The organism is Pseudoalteromonas sp. J2K-J979, from assembly GCF_058169715.2.
The window spans coordinates 3,528,887-3,553,428 of the sequence record NZ_CM200281.1 but is presented as its reverse complement, the minus strand read 5'-3'; the positions used below and the strand labels follow the sequence as shown (position 1 = coordinate 3,553,428).

Here is a 24,542-nt window from a genome sequence, read left to right as displayed (position 1 = left end):
TTGAGCAGCCGACAACACTGCCACTAAAAAACCAAACACATACCGTGCAGGAGAACAAACTATGTGTGGAATCGTTGGGGCCGTTGCAGAACGTCCAGTTAATAAAATTTTAGTCGAAGGCTTGAAGCGCCTTGAATACCGTGGTTATGACTCTGCGGGTGTTGCGCTATGCCAAATGGGCGAGCTCAGTAGTGTTAAAGCTGTAGGTAAAGTGGTGAATTTAGAGCACGCGCTGAATGAAGCGGGCGTAAAAGGCACTACTGGTATTGCTCACACACGCTGGGCGACACATGGTGGTGTAACCGAAGCGAATGCTCACCCACATTTGTCAAATAACCAGTTGGCTTTGGTTCATAATGGCATTATCGAAAACCATGATAAGTTGCGCTCGCAATTAAAAGCAGCGGGTTATGAGTTTTTGTCTGACACCGATACCGAAGTGATGGTGCATACCATTCATCAGTTACGTCAAAACAGCGATTCATTGCTAGCCGCTGTTCAACAGGCGGTTAAGTTATTTGAAGGCGCGTACGGCACGGTTATTTTTGATAAAGCCAATCAAGACGAAATTATTGTTGCGCGTTCTGGTAGCCCGTTGGTCATTGGTTTAGGTTTAGGCGAAAACTTTATCGCCTCTGATCAGTTAGCGTTATTAGCCGTCACGCGTTCGTTTATTTTCTTAGAAGAGGGCGATGTGGCCCGTATTACTAAAGAATCAGTTGAAATCTTTGATGCGCAAGGTCAAGTTGTTGAGCGTGAGATCATTGAGTCAAATATCACGCAAGATAACTCAGGCAAAGGCGACTACCGCCATTACATGCTTAAAGAAATCTATGAGCAACCTGTTGCTGTGCGTAATACTTTGGAAGGCCGTTTAACTGATAACGGTGTGGCATTGGATGCGTTTGGCTCGTTTTCTGATGGCAGTAACCAAAACAAAAACGCCAACGATATTTTTAAAGACGTCAAACACGTGCAAATTATTGCCTGTGGTACCTCATATCACTCAGGCATGGTGGCTCGCTACTGGCTTGAGCAGTACGCAGGTGTCAGTTGTAATGTGGAAATTGCTTCTGAGTTTCGTTATCGCTCATCGTATGTGCACCCAAACAGCTTGCTTGTGACGATTTCACAATCGGGCGAAACAGCTGATACTTTAGCGGCATTGCGTTTGGCAAAAGAGCAAGGCTACATGGCATCAATGACCATTTGTAATGTGGCTGGCTCGTCATTAGTGCGTGAATCTGATTTGGCCTTTATGACCAAAGCAGGCGCCGAAATTGGTGTGGCGTCAACCAAAGCCTTCACGACGCAATTGGTCGGTTTACTGATGCTAACTGCTGCGATAGCACAAGAAAAAGGCCTTGAACAAAGTCATATTGTTCATGCCATCAAAACGTTACCAAATAAATTAGAAGAAGCGCTGGGCTTAGCTGAGTCGATTGAAGACTTAGCCGAAGAGTTTGCCGATAAACATCACGCGCTATTTTTAGGTCGTGGCTCGCAATATCCAATTGCAATGGAAGGCGCGCTGAAACTTAAAGAAATTTCGTACATTCACGCCGAAGCCTACGCGGCAGGTGAGCTTAAACACGGCCCACTGGCACTGATTGATGCTGACATGCCAATCATCGTGGTTGCGCCAAATAACGAGTTACTCGAAAAGCTTAAATCAAACGTTGAAGAAGTGCGCGCCCGCGGCGGCATCATTTATGTATTCGCTGACAGCGACTCAGAGTTTAAATCAGATGACACCATGCGTGCTGTTAATGTGAATCACGTTGATGACATCATCGCACCCGTTGTCTATACAATTCCGTTGCAACTGCTTTCATACTACGTAGCAGTGATTAAAGGTACGGATGTTGACCAACCACGCAACTTAGCAAAGTCTGTAACAGTTGAATAAATTAATTATTTGACTTTTTGTGCTGTAGATTCTGAATAAAGTTGGAAATGTCTAAATAAAGATGGAAACAACTGAATAAAGTTGGAAAGTGGAAGTTCTGATTGAGCTTCCACTATTTCAACTTTATTTTAGTTATGCTATGTAAGTAAAATACTGATATTATTAAATTAGTTTCTCAACCCCTGAAACTTTGCAAATGCTTCTTGAGCATTAGCTTTTCCTTCAATAAAGGTTTCTTGTTCCCAATGAGCGAGTTCTTCTGCTAAAAAGCGCTTTTCATAAGCGTTAGCTTCTTTATTATTGCCTACAGCTAACAAACAGTTGGATAAACTCGCTAATATCCACTTTCTATCACTTCTTTCCGCGAGCTCTTCATCGTCGTCGACTATTTTTTCCAACGATTCTATAATAGTCAATCTGACTTTATATGCTCTCATCCTGTTGTATATGATTTCATTTGAATCATTGCTGTGATCAGCTAGCATATCTAAACATGCGGCATAATTTTCTCCATTATAATAGTCTCGCCTGATTTCGAACCCTCTGCCGTATTGTTTTATTGCTAACTTTAAATCATCAGCATTACGATGGATTTGCCATAACCTTTTATGAATCGCTCCCGTTAACCCACATGTTTCAGGATCATTGGATTGATAAGGAGCCAGCTGTTTAGCTATGTCCAATGCATTCGCTAAAGCGGCTTCTTTGGTTGGAGATTCTGACTTGTAGGTAGCTAACACTAACTTTTGGAGTACACTTGGTTCATGTTGTGCCATTTCAGCTGCGGCCTTATAAAAGGCAATTGCTGAGCTGAAGTCGCTATTATTCAATGCTGTTTTTCCTGATTCCAACAACATATGTAGATGATCACCCTCTTTTTCCAATTCTTCGACTTTTTCTTGGAACTGTTGTTCAGATAGCATGGGATACTTAAGAGCTGGAAGGTATGTATATACAGGACTATCAACTTTTTGTTGCTCATCAAAGGCAGCCAAAATTAAACATTTTAATGCGCTACAAGCCCGTTTAGCCTCTCTTGAGCCAATATCTTTACCCAAATGTTCATACTGGAATGTACTAGTATGGTCAAGGTCAAATGAAAATCTTCCATCTTGTTCTTTCATTATTATTGTTGAACTTGGCTTTAATGCATGCCTCACTCCCAACTCATATACAGCATTTACATTTCCAGTGGTGATGTCTGCTATAACTAAGTCAGCTTGATAAAGCATCATATACATTTCTGTATCAATAATACCTGAATGTACTATTTCATCAGCACGAACGCACTTTAACCCAGCCTCTTCTACGGCGGGCTTAATTATAGCTTCAAAAGTTGCATCTAAGTCAAAAGTCTTACCTAACTCATAGTCTGTCTTTTCACCAAATCCCATTACAACAAAGCAAACTTTTTGATCCATATATTTGTTTTCCTCAATCTAGAGCGTTTGATAAATTTGACCAGGAGACTATTTTTGACGCGTTAAGCCAGCTAGGGATATTCCCGTTAAAATTATCGCCTTTATGGACTGCAATTACTTTCTTTCCGAGAGCATGACTTTTTTCAACTTCCCATTTAACCCATTGGCTCTTAGAAATGTTTTCAGTCAAGTAAACAACTGTTGTTGAAGTTCTGTTTATGCGTTCTGTGATTTTCCGTTTTATGTACTCGGCTACTTCACTATTGTATGCAGCTCTCACTGAGTGATCGTTAAATTCTATATCACTATTTTCATTTTTTGCTTGGCCTCGAAGTAAGTTTACTTCGTTCATATCTTTGGAAGAAAAGCTAATGAATACATTTTTCTTTTTAGGCTGAAGCGCTAACTTTGCTTTCTCTTCAAGTGCTCTTACATTGCCAAGCCTACTCCAAGATCCTGATGAACTGCCTCCCATCTCTATACCTCCATCTCAAATTCTTTACATGCAATACACTTACCGCATGGTTCTAAATTACCTGTATGGCATGAATATGTTTTAGTTATTCCCTTTAATTTTGCTAACTCGATAACATCAGGCTTCATAAACTCTCTTAATGGAGCTAATACTCTTATCTTATAGCCCATTATTACTTCTATTAATTCTTCGGCTTTTTCAAGAAATTCAGTGGATTGGTCAGGAAATAAAGATGTTGATTCATGGAGCAGTCCGATTGATATAGCATCAGCGTTATTTTGATATGCATACGCCGCAGCCGTTAAGAGAAATAGCATGTTTCGACCAGGGGTAAATGCATCATTAACTATATCTAAAATAGGATCTGTCAGCCCTGATTTGATAAGTTTGCCAAAGCCTGATAATTCAGCAATTTCGAATTTATGGACACCAACCGCGGCCAAAGCTTCTTTACAGGATTTTAATTCCGTTTCCCTTGCAATTTGACCGTAATCGATAAATAAGGGATATATCTCTACACCTTCATCTTTTGCCAATTTGACGACCAAAGTAGAATCAAGGCCTCCAGAAACTAATGTAACTATGCGCATTGCGGGGTAAACTCCTTTTTATTTTCAATAACTCTCATAACTACCCATATTGCCCAGTCCAAAAGTCCTATTTTACAATTTAAACCATCAGCATATTCGCTTAATAATTTCTCGTAATATAGATACTTTTTTTTACTAGATATAAATTTTTCTGGTTCGTTATACATTCCGAGTAAACTCATATAGTTGAGTACATGCCTATCAAGAATTGCTAACTCATATGTTGTACCAGAATTTCGTAAAAACATACTTGCTTGTTTTGGTCCTAGCCCTGGCATATTTTTTACTAGCCATTCTCGCGCTTCAAAATGATTATTAAAACTATCAAGTAGCATGCGCAAAGAGCCGGCATGTTCATAAACTAGCTCACTACATTTCGCTAGCTGCTTTGCCTTTACATCATAGAAGCGATGTCGCATGTACTTTTCACCCACTCGAACAGGTGTAATTAATAATTCTTTGAGTTGCACATATAACAATTCAATGTCCGAATATTTTTTGATTAATAAGTTACTTTTGGTAATTTCGTCTGCCATAGCAATTGCTAAACCATAAGAAACTTGGCTACTTAGAACACACGCCGATAGCTCCCACCATAAACGAATTTCACAAGTCGAAGAATCAGATTGGACTTCATTTTCGATGTCAGGATAAATAGCTTGAATTGCATCATTTAACCTTTCAATATTTGTCCTCATATTTTTAGAATTCCATTTAGCTTATTCATTAACTCACTCCATATTGGTTTAGGTAAGTTTTCAGTAATAAATCCTCTTATACTGCCATTTGCCGTTGATTTTCTCAGTTTAGCCATGAAATCGGTATAAAAATCTAAGTTGTGAAAGATGACCTTGGCAATAAATTTTACACCTTCTTGATTTATTGCATCTCTAGTTACAGATGAGTCAGCATATTCAGCCTGATAAGCAAACAAATCAAAATGGTGGAAATGATGAAGACGATGTTGGTCTCTATCCACTACTTTTCTGCACCACTCTAATCCGTCAAAACTGTCAGCACCTGCTGCGATAAAAAATGGAATTACAATCGGGTCTCCGGTTCCTAAAATATGAATTGGCTGGTAATAAGCAAGTGTATTTAATAATGCTCTAATCTTAACTATATTTTTGATGCGTTCCTGTAAACCATCACCTAATTCTCTTTCAGGTATCGCTATTAATGGGGGGCTAAGTCTTTTAGTTACCTCCAAAACAAGTTTAGGTAAGGAATCAAATATGTACTCCCCATCTTTGTTAGTTCTTGCATGGATAATTGGTAAAACGGGCACGGATGTTTGTTGTTGGTCTTTAACAACTGAATTAATAATTTCTGCTGCAAGTTCAGGTATATCTTGCTTTAAGTCGTATTCATCAAAACAAAACATTAAGTCAAATGGTATTGATCTTATTAAATTGTGAAATTTTTCTCTGCACCAAGATTTATTGTTGTTTCGATGCTTTTCATAGCTACCTGAGTCTAATAATATGACTCCACCAGTTTCTTTGTAAGTTACTATATTTTCAATAAATTCTCTTTGATTGTATTCTTCTCTTTCTTCCAAATCGTATGCAGAAACCAATATCGATGGAAATTTAAAAATATCTAAAGCTTCAACCGCTTCATGTGTTGGTAGTTGAGTTTCAAATGATGAAACTGATTGAAAGAGTATCGGAAGAGGTATTTTATCGCTGATAACATGCTTTAACCGCTGTGGGGGGGATTTGGGTGATATTACTTTTGATATTCTAGCTCTTAATTTATTTAATTCAGGATACGTAAGATCACCGTCCCAGTCGATAAATTCGCAGTAACTGATGCTTCGAAATATAAGTGAGATTTCACTTTCATCTATTTTTGCTCCTAGAACAGGTATACCGCAGTCTTGAGCGAATAAAAGTTCATTTCTAAAAATTTGACTCTCTTTTGATTGTTCTGAAAATATAGCAATCAAACATTTAGAAATTTTTATCTCATTTTCAATAAATTCGGTAAAATCTCCAACTGAATAGTAGTCATAAACTACGTTCCATTGATGCTCCAAGCAATCATGCAGTTCTTTTGCAATTGTTTCATTTTTACTTGAATAGGCTATGAAGATATCTGCCACATTAAATTCCCTTTATACTTATTTATTGAGCTGAAGCCCACGCAATCTGGTAGATAGCAGAAGTGAAATCTTGCACAAGAGTGATATTTTCTGGTGTTGAATTGCCTGTAAACCAATCATCGCAGCTTGCATCAAACACTACTATTCTAGATTTATTCTTTTTCAATTGATTTTCTATTGCTATTAGATTTCGAAAAGTTTCCCCTAAAATTAAAATTGGGTTTTTGTATTTCGCTAAATTGTCCAAAGTATCCTCTACCTGAGCAGTGATACCAAATTGTAAAAGCAAATATTTTGCTTCTTCTAAAATATATCTTTTACCTAGACCTGTTTGATCAGCAAATATAGTGACAGGTTGAAATGATTCAAAATTTATGGGAATCAGCTTATCTATTTTCTGATAATCTAGGTCTACTCCTCCAGATTCGCAGAAACATGCTACATGTTTTGAAGCTAATTCAGCTGCATGGCTAGGATGTTTCTTTTTCACACCCCAATAAAAAGCAAAAATAGCACTAAAAACATCCCCTGTGCCTATTTTGGTTACTTTGTTTGATAAATATGATGGTATTGAATACTTACTTCCATTTTTTTCCAGAACAAAACATCCCTTAACACCTCTTTTTACTACGATGGCTTCCGCTTTATTTAGCTCCAGCAATTCTTGTGCTTGTGCAATAACACTGTTGGAGGATGTCGAGTGGGCTAACTCTAACTCATTGAGAACAATGACGAGGTTATTAGCTTTAGACCCATTTATTGAATAAATAGCCTTTTGTTTCCATGTTTGAGGGTCAAAAACAACTCTTTTTGCATCTACGACCGCATCACCTTCAATAAGACCGAAGTGAAGGACAACTTCACCGCTAACTTTGATTGAAGACTGAAAATTTTTACTTTTAGATATATGTGGTGTGGATAAAGGATGAAAATATGAGAATGATATTGGATCATCTCGTCGATATTTTTTTACTTCGATAGCGTACTTTTTTTCAAATTCCGCAATATCTGAATCATTGTCGGTATATGTATGAAGTGTTACATCATTTGTGATTTCACTTAATATAGCAGCAGCCCTGCCTCCAGAACCAAATATCTGATCAATTTCTGGAACTAAAGACATTTCCCTGTAGAAGCCACCAACAATTTCCATTTATATCAATTCCATATTCTTTTCATCCTTACTTTCTAACAAATTTTTCAATATTTAACCACCGCTAATTAACCTCGACTTGACCTAATGTCAATAACACGACTGCTTGGTTCAATAAGGGATAAAATGGCTCGTGGTGCATTAAACAGTTCAACGGTAAACTGTTTAATGCAAATTAATATTTGAAAGTTAATAAAGCGACTAACCTAAGAGCAGTCGCTTTTTTATTGCACTTAATGTTCACAAAAAAGCACCAATAAGAGGTGCTTTACATGTTAGCTCTGAGGTACGATTTATGATCGTTTTAACTGGGTCTGTCGCTATAGGTGAAACTTGGTGGGTTTACGATAAAAGTTATTTATCCTTTAAAATTTTTCTATATTCACTTGGTGTTTGACCTGTTTCTTGCTTGAAGGCTTTGTAAAAAGAAGAGCGGGCGTTAAAACCGACCTCAAGGGCGATATCAAGTACGGTATTTTCATTGGCAATTATTTTCGGTTTTGCAGCTTCAATACGCCATTGGTTAACGAAATCAAAAAAGTTAATTGAGAGGGTTTCATTAAGAGTTTGCGAGATATAATTGGGTGAAATGGCGACATGGCTGGCGAGTTTCTGTAACGATAAACTGGCGTCTAAATAGAGCTTGTCGTTTTTCATTACGCGGTTAATTTTATCGGCGATTCGCGCTGCTTGCTCTTTACTTAATGCCGAGCGTTGATACTTCTTTGCTGGCGCGGCGATATTCTCATTTTTACTCTTCTTACTTTCATTGTTTTGTTCAAGCGCTAAGTTGGTGTTAGTTCCATCATCGCTGGATTCATTATTTCGCTCTTTGTCATGACATTGTTCATAGTACTCAGCAAGTATGGGGTTTTGCTGCAAACCAAAATGAGCCAAGCTCCAGATCAGTAATAACGATAATAAGCTCTCGGTGCGTAAGTTAAACAGCAAGTTGTCAAACAGGTTTGAAGAGAACAAGGAAGCTAAAGTAAAGAACCAAGCGCTAATGGCAACAAACATTAACCAGTTTATCCAGTTAAGCTCCTTGTCGTCGTTATTTGAAAAGACATTTTTGAGTTGCTGCCTAAAGGTGATCAGACGGCGAACAATGCGATAAATGGTATATACGCATTGCCCAAGCCAAAGCAGTATGATGATTAATATGCTCACCATTAAGGTAATCGCAAAAGGATCAGCAACATCTGCATCATCAATAAATATTGCCGTGTGCATGTCGTTTGGTAACAACAGCATCATGATACTGATTAATAGCGCTGGCCACAGCAAGATAAAATGACGGGCTTTTTTTGAGTGAAATCGCCAAGGTTTTTCAGCGGTAATGCCTTCTACGTAAAACCATAACGCGGGACATAATACAAAAAGCGCTGGAAAGGCTAATGCGCTATAAAGTTGGTAACCATTGGGGAAATTTTCGCTCACCATAGGCAGCATTGCGAGCGCGCCATTTGCGAGTAGAAATAGCGCCAAAGGTAAGCATATCAGCGATTTTTTTACCCTGCTCAGCAGTATAGGAACACTTAATAAAATTTGTCCTACCATAATCATCGACAGGGTCATTACTATAGGGTCGGTCAATTTAGCTCCTTTTATTTACGCTGCTATATTGTACTTTGGTGTATCTAGTTAACCTATTAAGCACCTGATACTACGCTATTGTTTATTTATGCCCTACAAAAAAGTGTCCGTGCTTCTAGTCTCGGACGATATAACCCCTTATAAAATATATCCTTTTATCTAGTCAGGATAGTCGCCATGCATATTTAAGCGCTTTTTTTTGAAGGCCTGTTAAAGCTATCACTGACACTCCCTTTAAATCACTGCTAAGTGGGTTTTATAAAGATATTGTATATGGAGTTATCAATGAACATAGAGTCTGAATCGTTAATGACAATTAATGATGTCGAAGTAAATAAACGTGGCAAAGGCATACCTTTTAATTGGCCAGTGGTTGGGATGCTACTTTTTTTGACCGCAATCCCAGGCATACCCGCGATATTTATACTCGCTTCCACCACGATAGACTGGTCTAATGCGGCTCTTTTTGTTCATGGTAGTTCAGGCATTTTGTTTTTCTTAACGATGCCATTTCAGTTTTCTCCAGCATTACGGTTGAATAACGTAAAGCGTCATAAAGCAGCAGGGCGGGTCGCTTTGATAGCAGGTTATGTGATGGGGTTATCTGCGATTTGGCTGCATTATGTGTTGTATGGTGGCGTATTTAGTGCACGTTATCTGTCACTTGTGCTCATGAGTATTACTATGTGTTTAGCATTTTCATTCGCCTTACAACATATTCTTAAGGGTAATGTTCAGTTACATCGTCAATGGATGGCTAGGGCGGTTGCAATCACGCTTGCGGCTGTTACCTCGGCATTTGTGGAGATTATTCAGTTGTTGTTATTTGGCCAGTTTGACAATACTTTCGCTGTGGTAAAGCAATTTCAACAAGATTATGGACGACTTGTGGCTATAGCGATTAACGTGGCTATTGTTGAGTATGTTTTTTTTAAAGCGAAACGTAAGCAACTATCACAAGCATTGATAACCGGATAGCTAAAGGTCTTTAATCTGTTCCAAAAAATAAGCATGACACCCAGTGTGTATCGAAAAGCCAATCGAGTGCTTCAATCCCCTCTGTTTTTACATTAATAAATTAGCGGGGAACAATTAACAAACTAGTTCTACGCTTCTTAAAGCGGGGTTTTTGTAATAGTACTAACCAAACTGAGGCGAAATACGCTAAAATTAACGGCTATTTTTTAGCATTGAGCACTTTTGACCCATGACCTCAGCCCCAATCTCCTGCAGCTTTACCGAACTAGGCCTTGTTTCTTCTTTATTAGCGCGACTCACTGAGCTGGGCTACCAACAACCGACCCCTATTCAAGCGCAGGCTATTCCAAGTGTATTGGCAGGGCGTGACTTAATTGCTGGGGCGAATACAGGATCGGGGAAAACAGCGGCGTTTGCTTTACCTATGTTGCAGCAGTTGTCACAGTTACAGGCTAAACAGTCTATCGCGGCAGACCAATCAGGAAATTTTGTTACAGGTTTAGTGTTGGTTCCGACTCGTGAGTTGGCCGTGCAAGTGGCCGATAGCATTAAATCGTATGCGGCGCACTTTAACGGAGCCATAAAAACGGTGGCGATATTTGGTGGTGTGTCGGTTAATAAACAGATGCTTGCACTTCGCGGTGGGGCGGATATTTTAGTCGCGACGCCAGGGCGATTACTTGATTTGATTTCAAGTAATGCGATAAAGCTTGATAAGGTGAGCACCTTAGTGCTGGATGAAGCCGATCGCATGTTAGGTTTAGGGTTTACAGAAGAACTGACTCAGCTGCTGACTTTAATGCCGAAGAAAAAACAAACCTTACTGTTTTCGGCGACTTTTCCGTTACAAGTACACACGTTAACCCAAAGCTTGCTGAATAATCCGGTCAACATTCAAGTACAAAGTGCTGATGCGAGCACAGTTATACAGCGCGTTTTCACGGTAAATAAAGGCCAAAAAACCGAAGTGCTCGCCCATTTAATTGAACAGCATCAATGGCGACAAGCACTGATATTTGTTAATGCGAAAAAGCACTGCGAGCATTTGGCGCAAAAACTCGAAAAGCGCGGCATTAGCGCCAAAGTCTTCCATGGTGATAAAGGTCAATCAGCGCGAACGCGTGTGCTCGAGGAATTTAAAGCCGGAGAGGTGGACATTTTAATTGCCACCGATATCGCTGCCCGAGGATTGGATATTGAAAAGCTACCAGTGGTGATTAACTACAACTTACCCCGCAGCCCTGCAGATTACATGCACCGCATCGGTCGAAGTGGCCGTGCAGGTGAGGTCGGTTTGGCTCTATCGCTGATTGATCACGAAGACACGCATCACTTTAAGGTGATTGAAAAGAAAAATAAAATTCGCTTAGAGCGAGAAGAAGTGGCGGGCTTCGAGCTTGAAGAGTTGAGTGAAGAGGCTCAGTTGGCGCTTGAAAAACCAATGGCTAAACCTGCCGGAACCGGTAAGAAAAAACGTAAAAATCAAATCAATCCCGAAGACGATGTTTGGGCGGGTTGGCGTAATAACTAACCCATAATGTATCTCACTCGATAAATTAATTAGCGTTTATTAAACGCCAGTACGAAGGGGCGCTAGCTCCTTTTTTGTTTCAAAACGCTGTGATTAACAGTTTGTGCTTCTAACTTGGTCGCAAAAGTGAGAGGTTGAGAAAAAATCTTTGTACATTGTGATTCTTGTTCGCAAACAGCGATACTTATTTTATGGAAAAAATCATGCAAAATACTCAGATAAAATGCATTAAAGCGTTTTTCACTGTTCTGGCATTGTCACAAGTGACCGCTTGTTTTGGGCCAATAGAGTCGGATCAAAACAATGTATTGGTTAAGCCAGATGAATCCTCGCAGGCGCTTAGGTTTGCGACTTGGAATGTTGAGCACTTGGCTTATCCTGCAAACTCAGGATGTAAACCGCGTACTTCAGCAGACATCGCTGCATTAAAAGCCTATGCCGCCGAGCTGAACGCGGATGTTGTTGCATTGCAAGAAGTCGCATCGATAAAAGCCGTCGCGCAAATTTTCCCTGCTGAGCAGTGGCAAATTATTTTATCTGACCGCGCAGACAGCGAATCCTATAGTTGCCGCGAAAACGGTAACACATCTACCCAGCAAAAAGTCGCCTTTGCAATCCGAAAGTCGATTCCAGTGCTCAAACAACATCACTACGATGATTTAGCGTTGGGTTTAAATGGCTTACGCTATGGTTTGTCTGTGACGTTAGCAACGGCTGATGGGGCGACGGAAGTGATGAATGTCCATCTTAAAAGTGGCTGTTTTGTTGATGACTACGAAAAAAGCGATCGCAAAGCCTGCCCAACGTTTGCTAAACAAGCTGTTTGGCTAGATAACTGGTTTGAAACAAAAGAAGCCAGCAAACACCCTTACATTGTGATGGGTGACTTTAATCATCGCCTCGCAACAGACAATAACCGATTAATGCAAGAGCTGGCCAGCAATAGCAATGGTTCGGCATCAACGCTTACGCATATCACTAACAAGATTGTGAGTTGCCATCCTCGTTATCCTGCGCCAATCGACCATCTGTTTGCAGGTGGTTTCACTCTTATGCGCGCCGCGAATGTGCAAATGCGTCATTTTGCTGATAATAGCGAAGCGGGAATGTTAAGCGATCACTGTGCGGTGACGTTTACGCTTGAGAATAAATAAACGCGAGAATGGGATATTGGTTGTCGTCGTTGGCAACAGTGTTTGCTCTAAAGCGGGTGAAAGCACTAAAAACCGAAACATCGGCGATAAAACATTTGATGTAACATCGCCGAAAACAGGTTAAACGTCGCAATATTAACGATAAAATGCTTCTACAGTACCTTTAGCTGTCATTAAAAGAGGCTGACCGCGACGATCAAGTGCTTTAGGGGCGGCTACTTTTACCCACCCTTCGCTAATGCAGTATTCTTCAACATCATTACGCTCTTTGCCGTTAAGGCGAATACCGATATCGTGTTCGATCACGTCAGCATTATAAAATGGGCTACGAGGATTAATTGACAGGCGGTCAGGTAAGGCTGGTTTTGTTGTATCGTTCATTGTCTTTATCTGTAGTGAATAAATTGTGCGTCATTGTAGGCAATACTGTTTCTATGCTCAAGCAGTATGCATGCTGCGGCGCGGATCTTTTTAGCCAAGGTTTTTTTCCTGCGCATCCGTCCATGGAGCGCCAAAGGGAAGGTTTAGCCTGAGTTTGACTTAGGTTAAGCGCTTAGCCTTGGGGCTACGCGCAGTAGCGCTTGCGCACTGTTTGGAAGGAGTGGTTTTGCTAGGAAAAACCCCTGCAATTGTTGGCAGTAAAGAGTTTGCAAAATATTTACTTGTTCAATATTTTCAACGCCTTCAGCCGTTACTTTTAAATTGAAGGTATCGGCAATCGCGCAAATGGCTTGTACCAATTGCAACGACTCTTTGCACTGGGCGATATCTTGAATAAAGCTTCGGTCTATTTTGATCCCACTTAATGGTAAGGCTTTTAAACGTGCTAATGAGCTATAGCCGGTGCCAAAATCATCAATGTGGATCCCAAAACCTTGCTCATATAAATAGCTCAGCGGTGTAATAAGCCTATCTTCTTCACACATCATAGCTGATTCGGTGATCTCGATATTGATTTCATGAGGGGTTAGTCCGTGTGCTTGTGTTTGTTTGATGATGTGCCCGACAAAGCCTTCATGCTCTAGTTGCTTGGGCGATACATTGATATTAATGAAAAGATCATTGCGTTGACTTTGTTGTTTGGCTTGCTGATAAAAGCTGAGTGCTTGTTCACAAATCCAATGGCCAAGCTGAATTATTTTGCCTGATTCCTCAGCAATAGGAATAAACTCACACGGACTGATCATGCCCAAAGTTGGATGATGCCAGCGTAGTAGCGCCTCATACCCTAGAACATGATGAGTTGCCCGTGTACAAAATAAAGGCTGAAAGAGCAGAGATAATTCGTTATTAAAGTCGATATCCTGAAGTGCTTTTTCAATTGTCAATTTTCGAGTGACGGTCCGCGCTATGTGACTAGAGAAGATGCTAAAGCCATCTTTGCCAGCTTTTTTAGCTTCGTACATGGCGATATCGGCATCGTGTAATAATTTTTCAGCATCGACGTTGTGACAAGGAACGGAAAAGCATCGCACCCCTAAGCTACCACTGACGGTTAAAGTGTTTTCTTGATAAATAAAAGGTTTTCTAACTTGAATTAAAATGTCTTCACACAAAATTTCTATGGGGTTGGGCAGGAGCTTGGCGTTGACTAATATTGCAAATTCATCGCCGCCTAACCGAGCGATTTCGGAGTAATGGCCCATCAATAATGTTATCCGACGAGCAAATTCAATTAAGAGTTTATCGCCCGCTAAGTGGCCTAAGGTATCATTGATTAATTTAAAGCGATCTAAATCAATATAAATGAGATAAAAGCGGGTATTTGTTTGGGTTAGCGAACGCTTAATTTCATCTAAAAAGCGATGTCTGTTCAGCAGGTTAGTTAAATTGTCGTGTTCAGCTTTGTATTTTAATTGCTCATTAAATAGCTTAATTTGGGTGATGTCAGTTAAACGACCTTCATAAAACCATTTATCGTCTTGTTGGATCCAACTACCATTTTGTCGTAACCAAATGGTATCGCCGTTGTGCTTTTTGGCCAGCCATTCAACTTCGGGATGGGCTTGTTTTTGTTGCATGACTTGCTGCCACTGTGATTTTTGCTCACTGCAGAAGATAAAATCACTCAATATGTGCTCACCATGAGGGTATTGCGCTAAAAGTAGCGTACTAAATGCAGGATTGTGCTCAATTATTTTTCCATCTTGATTCAATAAAAAAAGCCCTTCTTGGGTATTTAAAAAGAGCTTTTTATACTTTTGCTCAGCAGTGAGTTTGAGCTCTAGGGCATGGACGCGTTGATTAGATGATTGCGTAAGCCGTTGGTTGGCCTGAGCTAAGGAGGCGGTGCGCTCGATGACTAGTTGATTAATTTTATCGTTGCGACCATGCAGTGATATCAAGTAGACGAGCATCATAAAGCCAGTAAAAAGTACAATGATAGTAGCGATGATAATCGTCAGCATTCGCTCACCAATCAAAGGGGGGTGCAAACTCGTTTGCGTATAAAGTTGTAATTCGAGCTCTTGGCCAAAAAAGTTAAGTTTGAGTTGCGTCGCCGCCGGTAAGGTCATTAACTCAAAGGCGTTGTTCCAATCTGAGTTAAAAATTTCTTGGTCGTGTTCAAGTACCCGAATATGGTGATGATGTTCAGCAAAAACTTGCTGATATAAACCTTCAAACAACTTAGCTAGTTCGAGTCGGATACCCAATATTACAGAGAGGTCATCTTGGCTGGCGTGATTGAGGAGTAAGCTCCACTGAGCTTGCTGTGTTGGCCAACGAATTGAGCGCACTTTTTGTTTGTTAGAAAGCTGCTGCCATAGTTGCGCATTAATGGCTGCAACTTGACCAATGTTGTGGCCGTATTCAGTCATGGGGGCGGCATTGATAATTGTTAGCAGCGGGTTGTTTAGGTTTTCTGGCAGTGATAAGCGAAAATCAAAATGGCCGCTTTGTTGAGCGATTTCATCAATAAGTGGAATTTGCGGATAGGTAAAGACCACTAACTTTTCGAAACTCGCATCAAAGTTGAGTCCGTGTAAGTAGGGTTCGGCAAGTTGATTGAATTGGCGACTCGTTTTGGTCAACGCATCTTTACCGATCAGGTAACTGTCAAAAGCATATAGCTGATTTGCGGCATGATCTAATGTGCTTTGAAACACCTGAGCATGGGCAATGAGTTGGTTGTTTAATGTGTGTTGTTCTACTTGCTGATAATGACTGTTTAGGCGGTACGCGCTGTAAATAACGATCACACAAAAACTAAAGTAGCACCCAATTGCTAAGCCAAACTTTTTCATTTTCAAATAAAATACGCTCATGATCTAGACTTATTCAATTTCATCAGTATGCTAGTTGCAATTGATAATAATTACTATTTGCAATGAATAAAAGCCATTTATCTCTAATTACCCTCTTTTTACTGCCAACTGCTGAAGCAATAAGCAAACAGGAACAAGAATTAAACATTTATTCGTTCCGTCAGCAGGAAATGATTGCTCCTGTCGTGTCGGCTTTTGAACAGCAGACAGGGATCCGGGTGAATATTGTTCATGGCAAGTCCGAGTATTTATTGTCTCGCTTGGCTGAAGATGGCCCTCGCAGTCAAGCCGATGTGTTATTAACTTCTGATTTAGCACAGCTGAACCATGCACATGCTTTGATACAGCCGTTTGAGCAATTTTCTCTGTTGTCAGATCTCAACCCTGCACTTTATGATCAGCAACGTTATTGGGTCAGTGTATCGATTCGTGGTCGTGCATTGTTTTCGAGCAAAGACACTCGCTTACCCATTCCGCTGTCTTTTTCACAGTTAAGTGAGCCAATGTATCAGGGGCAATTTTGCATTCGTGATTGGCAGCACAGTTACAACACCACCTTGATCCGCACTTTAAAAGCCACACAACATGTAGACGATATCGCTTGGCTTAGTGCAAAGGAATCTTTGTTAGCTAAGCGGCCTTCAGGCGGAGATCGCGACCAGTTAAAAGCCCTAGCGCAAGGGAAGTGTCAGTTTGCTTTAGCGAACCACTATTATTTTGAAATGCTCAAAGCCTCTGACAACAAAAAAGACCAAAAAGTGACCTCTCAGTTGCAGTTGCACTGGCTTAAAACTTCGCAAGGGAGCACGCCTGTTTCGACCACCACAGTTGCGATTACTCGTTATTCGCCTAACGTCATGAATGCCAATCGATTTGTGCAGTTCTTATTGACAGAAACCACGCAAAAAACTTACGCAGACAGTTTGTTTGAGTTCCCTGTTATGGGCTCAAACCAACAGCAGTTTAATCAACATCATCCTCAGCTTATACCTGCTTTGAGCCTCATTAAGCCAGCGCTTAACTTTTAAATAAAACTCAAATACATCAACAGCTAAGTCTGTTGGTGTGTGTGAACTTTTCTTGTTTTTTATTGGTATTCCTTTTATCTTTTGCTCTCGCTGTGTGTTTTTAAAATAAAAAAGGCATGTGAAACCGTACCCGTTTGTTGGTGTCGACTTCGACATTTTCAGGCTTTGCTAGGTGTTTCTAGTCATTTTACGCATACAACCTTGTATTTTTGACTCTTGATTTGGCTAGGTATTATGAAATTACTCCTTGGTTGTTGGTTAGTTGTGTGCTGCCTAACGGTGCACAGCGCACCGAGTAAACAAATAGCGTTGACGCTTGATGATTCACCGCGTGCTGCGGGAGGGTATTTGGCAGGCCCAGCCCGAGCCAAAATGTTGTTATCTGCGTTAGCGATGCATGATGTGCCAGAGGTGGTATTTTTTAGTGTGAGCACCCATTTACAAGGGGAAGGGTTGGAGCGCTTACATACTTACAGTGAAGCCGGTCATCTAATAGCCAATCATACCCACGATCACCCTGACTTTAATACCTTAACATTAGCGCAGTACAAAGCGAATTTTGAGCAGGCTGACCGTGCTTTATCGCCCTTTAAGACGATGACCAAGTTATTTCGATTTCCTTATTTACGCGAGGGAAATACGGCAGAAAAGCGTGATGGCATGCGAAAAGTATTGGCAGAGAATGGCTACCGTAATGGATATGTGACGATTAATACATACGATTGGTACATCGAAAATCAGTTTCAACAAGCAATCGCGCAAGGTACGGATATTGACTTAGCTCGCATGAGTCACTATTACGTCGACATGATGATGCAGAGTATCGAAGCTTATGATGCCATGGCGGTTGAGGCACTCGGCCGTTCACCAAAACATACTTTGCTGATGCATGAAATGGATATTACCGCTTTATTTATGGGGGATTTGATCACGCAGCTTAAGCGTAAAGGCTGGCAAATTATTTCCCCGCTTGATGCTTACGAAGATGAAATCGCGACATTTATCAGTGATGAGGTGCTGCCGTACAATCCCGGCCGAATTGGCGAAATAGCTCGAGCCAAAGGGCGAAGCACAGGATTATGGCCACAAGCTCTAGAAGAAAGCTATTTAGATCAGCAGTTTAAATTACAAGTGTTAACACCGCAGAGTGCTGAACAGTAAACTACGGTCGATATAAAGTGAAATTATTGTAACCGTTTAATTTATATCGTTATTTTTAATTGCTATCATTTTTCAACGGGTTATAAACAATCAAAATAAAAAGGAATACCCATGTTTTCTAATTCAGCTGTTGCGCTCGATACGTTACCCCACCTTAATGAGGTGCAGTTTAGCCCGCTTGACGATAACGCAAAGAGCGAGGCGCTTCTTAGTATCTTTGTTTTTTTATTGCCTTTTTCTGTTGCGGTGAGTTTATTGCTCTGGTTTTTAACCGATGTTCCAAAGGATGTGGTAGGGATTGTGGCTGCAATAGCGGTTGCAGTGAATGTGTGGGTGTTTTTTTATGTGAGCTTGGCCATTAAAAAAACAGCGATCGCGTTAAGGGAGCATGATTTTTTATTACGAAAAGGTGTATTTTGGCAAAAAACTATTATTGTTCCTTTCAATCGGGTTCAGCATATTGAAACCCATCGTAATCCTTTTGAGCGAAAACTTGGGCTGGCGAGCTTAAAGCTGTTTACTGCCGGAGGTATGGGAGCCGATTTAGAAATAAATGGCATTAATGTAGATCGAGCTAGCAAAATCAGGCAATTTATCTTGAAAAAAGAACAGGGTGCAAGCGATGAGTGAGCTTACGCGCGTTGAAACTCAAGGGCAACCTTGGCAAAAGCTCTCGCCTTTGTCATTGGTGTATTTTGTTTTGCACTTTGTTGTGCGTTTTGTCAAAGATGGTTTGCTGAATTTAGCGCCTGCCGGGGTTATTTTTGTTACTCAAGTAGAAAATAAACTTTTTTGGGGCGCGATAGCACTTGGCGTATTTGCGGTTGGGCTGCTTAGTTACTCCGCCCTGTATTACCTTAATTTTCGATTTAAAGTCACCGATCATGAAGTGATTTTGCGTAAAGGTGTGTTCAAAAAAGAGCGAGTCACATTGAATTTCGCCAAAATTCAAAATGTGAATATTGCTGTACCGTTTTATTTTGCACCGTTTAATTTGGTTAATTGTACCTTTGATGCTGCGGGATCTGCTGGGCAAGAAGTGGGGTTACCCGGGATTATCAGCTCTGCGGGGCACTTAATGCGCGAAACGATTTTTAATTATAAGCAACAATATCAACTGAGCGAAACCGAAACGGATCGAGTGGACGTTGAGCAAACTGATATTCAGCCTACTTTTAGCTTAAGCAATACGGAAGTCGCTAAATTTGGTTTGATGTCCTCGATGATTTTTTTGGTATTGGCTGGTTTTGCACCTTTCATCGAACACATTGTGGAGTTTAGTAAATCAAGTTTTGTTGAACCGTTAAGTGCGGTTTTGGGACCAATTATGGGTTCTGATAAGGGGGCATCGGTTGTCGCTGTGGTCGTTGTCATTACTTGCATGATAGCTGTGTTTGTCAGCGCTTCGGTTTTGGGCGCTGTACTTCGCTTTTATAATTATCAGCTATTTGTAGAGGGCGTTAAAATTAAGCGGGTTTCGGGCTTGTTAGAGCGTCATCAAATGTCCATTAGCACATCAAAAATTCAGGCGGTAGAGATAAAGAAAAATTGGGTTGGTTTATTGTTACGTCGTTTTGTTGTCACGTGTAAGCAAGTCGAAAATAGTCAGAACCCTGCGGCAAAAAAAGGGCAAAGCTTAATTGTTCCGTCGTTGAGCAAAGAACAACTAAAGCAAATATTATCGTTTTTTAAGCAAGACTGTACCCCTGGCGCTATTCCTTTTGTTGCTATTCATAGCAACTTTTGGCGAAAGAACTTTGTATTATTTTGTGCCTTTCCTGTGCTTGTTGCCACAACATTACATTACTTGTTAACCAGCCAAGGGGCATGGTGGTTTAGCGCGATCGGGTTACTGCTGGGTTTAGCTCTTTGTATTGTTCGATATAAGCGTTATGGTTTTTATTGCGATGGTGAAAAAGTGTTTGTACGTACTGGATTTATAGGTCATACCGTGACGATTTTCTCGCTATATAAAGTACAGAAAATACAAAAGACCCAAACGCCAATGATGCGAAAAGCAGGGCTGAGTACCTTGACCATTCAATTGGCGAGCGGGCGCTTGCGCGTCCCCTATTTGCCTAATTGTTTAGTGACAGATTTTATCAATTTGGCGCTCTATCAAACAGAATCCAGTCAGCGAAGCTGGTTGTAATACCACGGAGTCATTTGATCCATATTATGTCGAACGAAAAACAACACATAGTCCTGATTACTGGAGCAGGTCGTGGTATTGGGGCTGCAACGGCTAAATTGTTTGCTGCACAGGGGTTTTTGGTGGTGATTAATTATAAAAGTAATCATCACGCAGCAGAGGCGACGGCTGAACAAATTCATCAGCTTGGAGGTCAGTGTATGTTGATACAGGCCGATATTGCCCAAGAGCAGGTGGTTGAACAGTTATTTGCTCAAATTGATCAGTTAAATGGCCGTTTAACTGTTTTGGTTAATAATGCCGGTATCTTAAAGCCTCAATCACGCTTAGTTGATATGAGTGCTGCGCGCATCAATGAGCTCCTGAGTACCAATGTGACTAGTTATTTTTTGTGTTGTCGCGAAGCGGTGAAGCGTATGTCGACGCAATTAGGAGGGCAAGGGGGAGCGATTGTGAATGTCTCATCAACAGCAGCTCGTACAGGCTCTGCAAATGAATACATTGATTATGCTGCTTCTAAGGGGGCGATAGATACGCTAACTAAAGGATTGTCATTAGAAGTAGCGAGTGAGGGGATCCGTGTTAATTGTGTCAGGCCAGGCCTGATTTATACTCAAATGCATGCTGATGGCGGAGAAGAAAACCGGGTCGAACGCCTCAAAAGCGCCCTTCCTATGCAGCGAGGTGGGCAGCCAGAAGAAGTCGCAGAGGCTATTTTTTGGTTAGCCAGTGATCGAGCGTCATTCTCTACCGGCAACTTTTTAGACTTAGCGGGTGGGCTATAAAATGAATGGGCGTTCATTTCACTTCTTTTTAAGAAGGATAGTGATTTTACCGTATGTTGCGATTGCACTGACAAGCTCTTCTTTATCTGCACAATTAATTGTTTCTGAAAACTACCAATATTATAGCGTCAAAGCTAACTCCGTATCTGAATTGGGGTCTTCAGTGAGCCAAGCATCCCCCATTAAAAGTGATGGGGATGTTTTCCACGGCTTAACTGAGTGGTCAATTCGATGGCGATATAATTTTTTGAGGTCGAGGGCAAGTTGTAAATTAGTTCAAGTTGAAACAAATTTAACGCTGGAATACACCATGCCACAATTAATAACGGATGAACCATCAGTAACACAAGTTTGGCAACGTTGGTATGTGAATTTACACAAACATGAGCTAGGCCATGGCGAATTTGCTAAGAAAATAGCTAAGGAACTCAATGATTCTCTCAATCAATTAACTGGGTATGATAATTGTGAGCGGTTAAAAAAGGACGCGAATCAGCTTGGTTATGACTACTTAGCACAACTTGAAGAGCTGAGTGCCAACTATGATAAAGAAACCAATCATGGTGAAACCCAAGGAGCATGGTTATATCAATATTTATTTTGATAGAGGTTATGCTTTATCACTCAAAATGACCCTCAATCACCAAAATTAACCGCTACTCACTTAAGTTAAATCCAGTTGAAAAAGCTGGCCTATTCTTACCTCAACAACGAAGCAACATGCTTCAACACTTTAAAACATAAGTATTTTTAAAACGAGGGAATGAATATGAAAAAAGTAACTGTAGCAGTATTAGCCATCGCAGCAGCAAGCCTTTCAATGGGGGCGCATGCCGCAAACATCGCCGGAACTAACGATAGTATTGAAACGCAACTCTGTGTTGCAGCAGCGTCAGGAAACAATGCAAAGTTTCATCGCGTTGTACGTCAAAGTCAGCAAAGCATGCGTTATATCGCAAAAAGTGTCGAGTGTAATGGTGTTAATATCAAGGACTTTGCAGCAATACATGGTGCTGACACGATTTCATCCAAGTTGACGCGTTATAAAGCTAAAACGGATTTAACAGGTGTCACCGCTAAGCTTTAAGAGCGAATGCTATAACCTGAAGTAAATTAACCCGCCATTTGGCGGGTTTTTTATTGGAGCATCATTCTGAACCCGATTTTAGTGGGCTATAAATCATGATAAAGTGCGACTAAATGTATAAAAAGGACTGAATAATGGCATTGAAAACACTTTTTTTAGCTGGGCTAGCACTGTGCAGTGTGGCCAGTTATGGACATTCGACACTGAATATTAATGATTGGAGTTATGCGACAGATCCTCATGGTAGTACTGCGCATTTTCATGGGCTGAAAGATGAAGCGATAGCAATAGATTTTCAGCGAGTACCTCGTGTTGATAAGCAAAATAATTCATGGGTTGAATTAATATACACGTTACCTGCTGGCGATCTCAGTGCTGCGAGGTCGATAGCAATTCATTATAAAAGTGATCAGCCGTTAATTGTTAAATTATCGCAATCAGATTACGGCAAAGAGGGGGATAAAAGCTATGCTCATTATCAAGCGATATTACCCAAAGCTCCTACATGGCAAAGTCACACGTTAACATTTGAGCAGTTTAAACGCCCAGAATGGACACCTGACACCTCGCCAGATAAAGGCCTAAACTTGGCTAATATCTCTGCTATTTATTTGGTTCCTGCTTTGACAGATGAACAAGGTGGTAAGGCTGAGTTAGCGGTTAAATCCATTACATTATAAAACATCGATGAACAGCTGAGAGCCGTTACTTTAGGCTGTCAGCTCATTTATTTGGTTTGTATCTGCGTTCGTCATCAGTATTTTTTACTAAACAGTCATGGTTGTATAAGTCATTTCGCATTGGGTTATTTGCCTTTTTTCACGACATATCTCCTTTAATCATTAAACACATTGATTGGCTTAAGTGTTTGCTACATTTACTTTAACGATAAAGTAACATTGACTAAATAAGGGGTTGTAGAATGCAGAAACCTTTGAATTGTTATTATATGTTTGCCCTGTTACTGGCTTTATTAGCGATAAATAGTGTAGTGCAACTGCAGCTTGGTTTAGGGGCTGCTTTAGCTTGGGGGAGTGCGATCGTGGCGGGCCTTTCTTATTATAAGTACAGTGCGACTAGTCGGTATATCCATACACAAATCATGCGGTTTTTTGAGAAAATTTAAAGCGCCGAGGGGCGCTTTAAAAGTGATAGCTCAGAGCTAAGGCTGGGCCGCTAAAACTATAATAAATATTATAGTCGGCAATGTGGATATCAAGTTTGGTTTTAGTTTGCTCCATATCAACGTCCACTTGATAATAGTGGTAAGCTGCGCTTAAAGACCAATTATCGGCAAAATCAACTTCTAAACCGGCACGAATGTCGATTAATCCACCTTTAACATCATCCAGTTTCATATAAAAATACTGACTGTGAGCTTTGAAGCGCCAATTTGGTTGAAATTCATAATATCCGTATAAACCAAAATCAGGTAGTGGGGCGCTTAACTTGTTATCGACTAATGCCGGAGTTGAAGTACTACCACAGCGTTTGTCGATTAACTCACTCTCAATACAGGCTGCGATATCCCCTTTGAAGATCGTTTCAATGAGCATGACATGAACGCCTGCCGAAATGCCAAGGGCATAATGGTCGGTTTGTAAAAAGTCATAGCCATAACCAATGCGAGCAATGTCTATGTTGAGTGACGACTGTAGTTTTCCGCCCGCTCGAATGTCGTAAATTTTATCTTTTATTTCGACCTGAAAGGGTTTGGCAATGACAGCTTGTTCGGAGGTGCGGTGTAGGCTTTTCCAGTCGAAGTAAAAGTTATGGGATTGATTATGGCGGTAAGTAAGCTCAAAAAAAGGCAGAGCCTGTGTTTTGCGTAACTTGAGGTCGCGCTCAAAATCTAAGTCAAAGTCTTGACCGATAATAGGGTCTGTAACTGTTATTTGGGAATCGGTTTGAGCATAAAAGCCACCAAACGTTAATTGATATTGCGTTTCTTTTGCTGAGCTCTGTGTCGCGAAGCCACTGATTAAAGTAAGTAAGGTAATAAGGGTCATTTTATTGGGCATGCACAGTCTCTTTTTACGTTATATAAATGGGTATTTAGCAATTAATCGCGAAGCACAACATGAAATAAACATAAATCACTCGTCATCTGTGACCACATTAAACGACAACCTGTGCTTAGTTTCAGTGT

Annotated in this window: 23 protein-coding genes; 13 read left to right on the top strand and 10 right to left on the bottom strand. The window is 40.6% G+C overall.

Going from position 1 to position 24,542, the window contains the following annotated elements:
• Positions 1-61: 61 nt before the first annotated feature.
• Positions 62-1,909, top strand: coding sequence for a glutamine--fructose-6-phosphate transaminase (isomerizing) (gene glmS, locus AC3KVK_RS16190; protein WP_490311342.1), 1,848 nt, complete (start codon positions 62-64; stop codon positions 1,907-1,909).
• A 167-nt stretch (positions 1,910-2,076) separates the two neighbouring features.
• Here the strand turns inward: glmS and AC3KVK_RS16185 are convergent, their stop codons facing one another.
• From AC3KVK_RS16185 to AC3KVK_RS16155, 7 genes are all read right to left on the bottom strand, one after another.
• A complete protein-coding gene (locus AC3KVK_RS16185; RefSeq protein WP_490311343.1) occupies positions 2,077-3,330 on the bottom strand; it encodes a tetratricopeptide repeat-containing protein in 1,254 nt (417 codons plus the stop codon).
• Between the two features lie 13 nt (positions 3,331-3,343).
• Complete coding sequence (locus tag AC3KVK_RS16180; protein WP_490311344.1) at positions 3,344-3,805, bottom strand: TIR domain-containing protein; 462 nt, start codon at positions 3,803-3,805, stop codon at positions 3,344-3,346.
• Between the two features lie 2 nt (positions 3,806-3,807).
• Positions 3,808-4,395 (bottom strand): 7-cyano-7-deazaguanine synthase, encoded by a 588-nt coding sequence (locus AC3KVK_RS16175; protein WP_490311345.1) that lies wholly within the window; start codon positions 4,393-4,395, stop codon positions 3,808-3,810.
• A complete protein-coding gene (locus AC3KVK_RS16170) occupies positions 4,386-5,093 on the bottom strand; it encodes an 8-oxoguanine DNA glycosylase (RefSeq protein WP_490311346.1) in 708 nt (235 codons plus the stop codon). The genes AC3KVK_RS16175 and AC3KVK_RS16170 overlap by 10 nt, the downstream gene beginning before the upstream one ends.
• Positions 5,090-6,502, bottom strand: a complete 1,413-nt coding sequence (locus AC3KVK_RS16165; RefSeq protein ID WP_490311347.1) for a toll/interleukin-1 receptor domain-containing protein — start codon at positions 6,500-6,502, stop codon at positions 5,090-5,092. Before AC3KVK_RS16165 ends, AC3KVK_RS16170 begins: the two co-directional genes overlap by 4 nt.
• A gap of 22 nt (positions 6,503-6,524) precedes the next feature.
• Entirely contained in the window at positions 6,525-7,655 is a 1,131-nt protein-coding gene (locus AC3KVK_RS16160) for a PfkB family carbohydrate kinase (RefSeq protein WP_490311348.1), read from the bottom strand.
• Positions 7,656-8,009: 354 nt separating this feature from the next.
• Positions 8,010-9,251 (bottom strand): helix-turn-helix domain-containing protein, encoded by a 1,242-nt coding sequence (locus AC3KVK_RS16155; protein WP_490311349.1) that lies wholly within the window; start codon positions 9,249-9,251, stop codon positions 8,010-8,012.
• A 285-nt stretch (positions 9,252-9,536) separates the two neighbouring features.
• Between AC3KVK_RS16155 and AC3KVK_RS16150 the strand changes: the two genes are divergently transcribed.
• The 3 genes from AC3KVK_RS16150 (at position 9,537) to AC3KVK_RS16140 (ending at position 12,914) form a co-directional block, all read left to right on the top strand.
• Positions 9,537-10,229, top strand: a complete 693-nt coding sequence (locus AC3KVK_RS16150; protein WP_490311350.1) for a DUF2306 domain-containing protein — start codon at positions 9,537-9,539, stop codon at positions 10,227-10,229.
• Positions 10,230-10,458: 229 nt separating this feature from the next.
• The gene (locus AC3KVK_RS16145; RefSeq protein WP_490311351.1) at positions 10,459-11,760 is read left to right on the top strand and encodes a DEAD/DEAH box helicase; all 1,302 of its coding nucleotides are present in this window, start codon (positions 10,459-10,461) and stop codon (positions 11,758-11,760) included.
• Between the two features lie 203 nt (positions 11,761-11,963).
• Entirely contained in the window at positions 11,964-12,914 is a 951-nt protein-coding gene (locus AC3KVK_RS16140) for an endonuclease/exonuclease/phosphatase family protein (RefSeq protein WP_490311352.1), read from the top strand.
• A 135-nt stretch (positions 12,915-13,049) separates the two neighbouring features.
• On the opposite strand, the gene AC3KVK_RS16135 is transcribed toward AC3KVK_RS16140, so the two are convergent.
• Positions 13,050-13,295, bottom strand: coding sequence for a DUF3297 family protein (locus tag AC3KVK_RS16135; protein ID WP_086745759.1), 246 nt, complete (start codon positions 13,293-13,295; stop codon positions 13,050-13,052).
• Positions 13,296-13,459: 164 nt separating this feature from the next.
• Positions 13,460-16,180 carry a putative bifunctional diguanylate cyclase/phosphodiesterase gene (locus AC3KVK_RS16130; protein ID WP_490311353.1) on the bottom strand — a complete coding sequence of 907 codons (2,721 nt, stop codon included), beginning with the start codon at positions 16,178-16,180 and terminating at the stop codon, positions 13,460-13,462.
• Positions 16,181-16,242: 62 nt separating this feature from the next.
• Between AC3KVK_RS16130 and AC3KVK_RS16125 the strand changes: the two genes are divergently transcribed.
• The 9 genes from AC3KVK_RS16125 (at position 16,243) to AC3KVK_RS16085 (ending at position 23,519) form a co-directional block, all read left to right on the top strand.
• Complete coding sequence (locus tag AC3KVK_RS16125; protein ID WP_490311354.1) at positions 16,243-17,208, top strand: extracellular solute-binding protein; 966 nt, start codon at positions 16,243-16,245, stop codon at positions 17,206-17,208.
• 234 nt (positions 17,209-17,442) lie between these two features.
• A complete protein-coding gene (locus tag AC3KVK_RS16120) occupies positions 17,443-18,369 on the top strand; it encodes a polysaccharide deacetylase family protein (RefSeq protein WP_490311355.1) in 927 nt (308 codons plus the stop codon).
• Positions 18,370-18,480: 111 nt separating this feature from the next.
• A complete protein-coding gene (locus AC3KVK_RS16115) occupies positions 18,481-18,999 on the top strand; it encodes a PH domain-containing protein (RefSeq protein ID WP_490311356.1) in 519 nt (172 codons plus the stop codon).
• A complete protein-coding gene (locus AC3KVK_RS16110) occupies positions 18,992-20,521 on the top strand; it encodes a PH domain-containing protein (RefSeq protein ID WP_490311357.1) in 1,530 nt (509 codons plus the stop codon). Before AC3KVK_RS16115 ends, AC3KVK_RS16110 begins: the two co-directional genes overlap by 8 nt.
• Before the next feature lie 26 nt (positions 20,522-20,547).
• Entirely contained in the window at positions 20,548-21,306 is a 759-nt protein-coding gene (locus AC3KVK_RS16105; protein WP_490311358.1) for an SDR family oxidoreductase, read from the top strand.
• Between the two features lie 40 nt (positions 21,307-21,346).
• Positions 21,347-21,910 (top strand): DUF922 domain-containing Zn-dependent protease, encoded by a 564-nt coding sequence (locus tag AC3KVK_RS16100; protein ID WP_490311359.1) that lies wholly within the window; start codon positions 21,347-21,349, stop codon positions 21,908-21,910.
• Positions 21,911-22,075: 165 nt separating this feature from the next.
• Complete coding sequence (locus AC3KVK_RS16095) at positions 22,076-22,393, top strand: DUF3718 domain-containing protein (protein ID WP_490311360.1); 318 nt, start codon at positions 22,076-22,078, stop codon at positions 22,391-22,393.
• A gap of 134 nt (positions 22,394-22,527) precedes the next feature.
• The gene (locus AC3KVK_RS16090; protein WP_490311361.1) at positions 22,528-23,073 is read left to right on the top strand and encodes a CIA30 family protein; all 546 of its coding nucleotides are present in this window, start codon (positions 22,528-22,530) and stop codon (positions 23,071-23,073) included.
• A 242-nt stretch (positions 23,074-23,315) separates the two neighbouring features.
• Positions 23,316-23,519, top strand: a complete 204-nt coding sequence (locus tag AC3KVK_RS16085) for a hypothetical protein (RefSeq protein ID WP_490311362.1) — start codon at positions 23,316-23,318, stop codon at positions 23,517-23,519.
• 16 nt (positions 23,520-23,535) lie between these two features.
• Here AC3KVK_RS16085 and AC3KVK_RS16080 read toward each other — a convergent pair whose 3' ends face one another.
• Complete coding sequence (locus AC3KVK_RS16080; protein WP_490311363.1) at positions 23,536-24,414, bottom strand: DUF481 domain-containing protein; 879 nt, start codon at positions 24,412-24,414, stop codon at positions 23,536-23,538.
• Positions 24,415-24,542 lie beyond the last annotated feature (128 nt).

Bases quoted from the DNA above. Each gene is read 5' to 3' on its own strand.
- glmS (WP_490311342.1), top strand. From the start codon at position 62: ATGTGTGGAATCGTTGGGGCCGTTGCAGAACGTCCAGTTAATAAAATT.
- AC3KVK_RS16185 (WP_490311343.1), bottom strand. From the start codon at position 3,330: ATGGATCAAAAAGTTTGCTTTGTTGTAATGGGATTTGGTGAAAAGACA.
- AC3KVK_RS16180 (WP_490311344.1), bottom strand. From the start codon at position 3,805: ATGGGAGGCAGTTCATCAGGATCTTGGAGTAGGCTTGGCAATGTAAGA.
- AC3KVK_RS16175 (WP_490311345.1), bottom strand. From the start codon at position 4,395: ATGCGCATAGTTACATTAGTTTCTGGAGGCCTTGATTCTACTTTGGTC.
- AC3KVK_RS16170 (WP_490311346.1), bottom strand. From the start codon at position 5,093: ATGAGGACAAATATTGAAAGGTTAAATGATGCAATTCAAGCTATTTAT.
- AC3KVK_RS16160 (WP_490311348.1), bottom strand. From the start codon at position 7,655: ATGGAAATTGTTGGTGGCTTCTACAGGGAAATGTCTTTAGTTCCAGAA.
- AC3KVK_RS16150 (WP_490311350.1), top strand. From the start codon at position 9,537: ATGAACATAGAGTCTGAATCGTTAATGACAATTAATGATGTCGAAGTA.
- AC3KVK_RS16145 (WP_490311351.1), top strand. From the start codon at position 10,459: ATGACCTCAGCCCCAATCTCCTGCAGCTTTACCGAACTAGGCCTTGTT.
- AC3KVK_RS16140 (WP_490311352.1), top strand. From the start codon at position 11,964: ATGCAAAATACTCAGATAAAATGCATTAAAGCGTTTTTCACTGTTCTG.
- AC3KVK_RS16135 (WP_086745759.1), bottom strand. From the start codon at position 13,295: ATGAACGATACAACAAAACCAGCCTTACCTGACCGCCTGTCAATTAAT.
- AC3KVK_RS16130 (WP_490311353.1), bottom strand. From the start codon at position 16,180: ATGAGCGTATTTTATTTGAAAATGAAAAAGTTTGGCTTAGCAATTGGG.
- AC3KVK_RS16125 (WP_490311354.1), top strand. From the start codon at position 16,243: ATGAATAAAAGCCATTTATCTCTAATTACCCTCTTTTTACTGCCAACT.
- AC3KVK_RS16120 (WP_490311355.1), top strand. From the start codon at position 17,443: ATGAAATTACTCCTTGGTTGTTGGTTAGTTGTGTGCTGCCTAACGGTG.
- AC3KVK_RS16115 (WP_490311356.1), top strand. From the start codon at position 18,481: ATGTTTTCTAATTCAGCTGTTGCGCTCGATACGTTACCCCACCTTAAT.
- AC3KVK_RS16110 (WP_490311357.1), top strand. From the start codon at position 18,992: ATGAGTGAGCTTACGCGCGTTGAAACTCAAGGGCAACCTTGGCAAAAG.
- AC3KVK_RS16105 (WP_490311358.1), top strand. From the start codon at position 20,548: ATGTCGAACGAAAAACAACACATAGTCCTGATTACTGGAGCAGGTCGT.
- AC3KVK_RS16095 (WP_490311360.1), top strand. From the start codon at position 22,076: ATGAAAAAAGTAACTGTAGCAGTATTAGCCATCGCAGCAGCAAGCCTT.
- AC3KVK_RS16090 (WP_490311361.1), top strand. From the start codon at position 22,528: ATGGCATTGAAAACACTTTTTTTAGCTGGGCTAGCACTGTGCAGTGTG.
- AC3KVK_RS16085 (WP_490311362.1), top strand. From the start codon at position 23,316: ATGCAGAAACCTTTGAATTGTTATTATATGTTTGCCCTGTTACTGGCT.
- AC3KVK_RS16080 (WP_490311363.1), bottom strand. From the start codon at position 24,414: ATGCCCAATAAAATGACCCTTATTACCTTACTTACTTTAATCAGTGGC.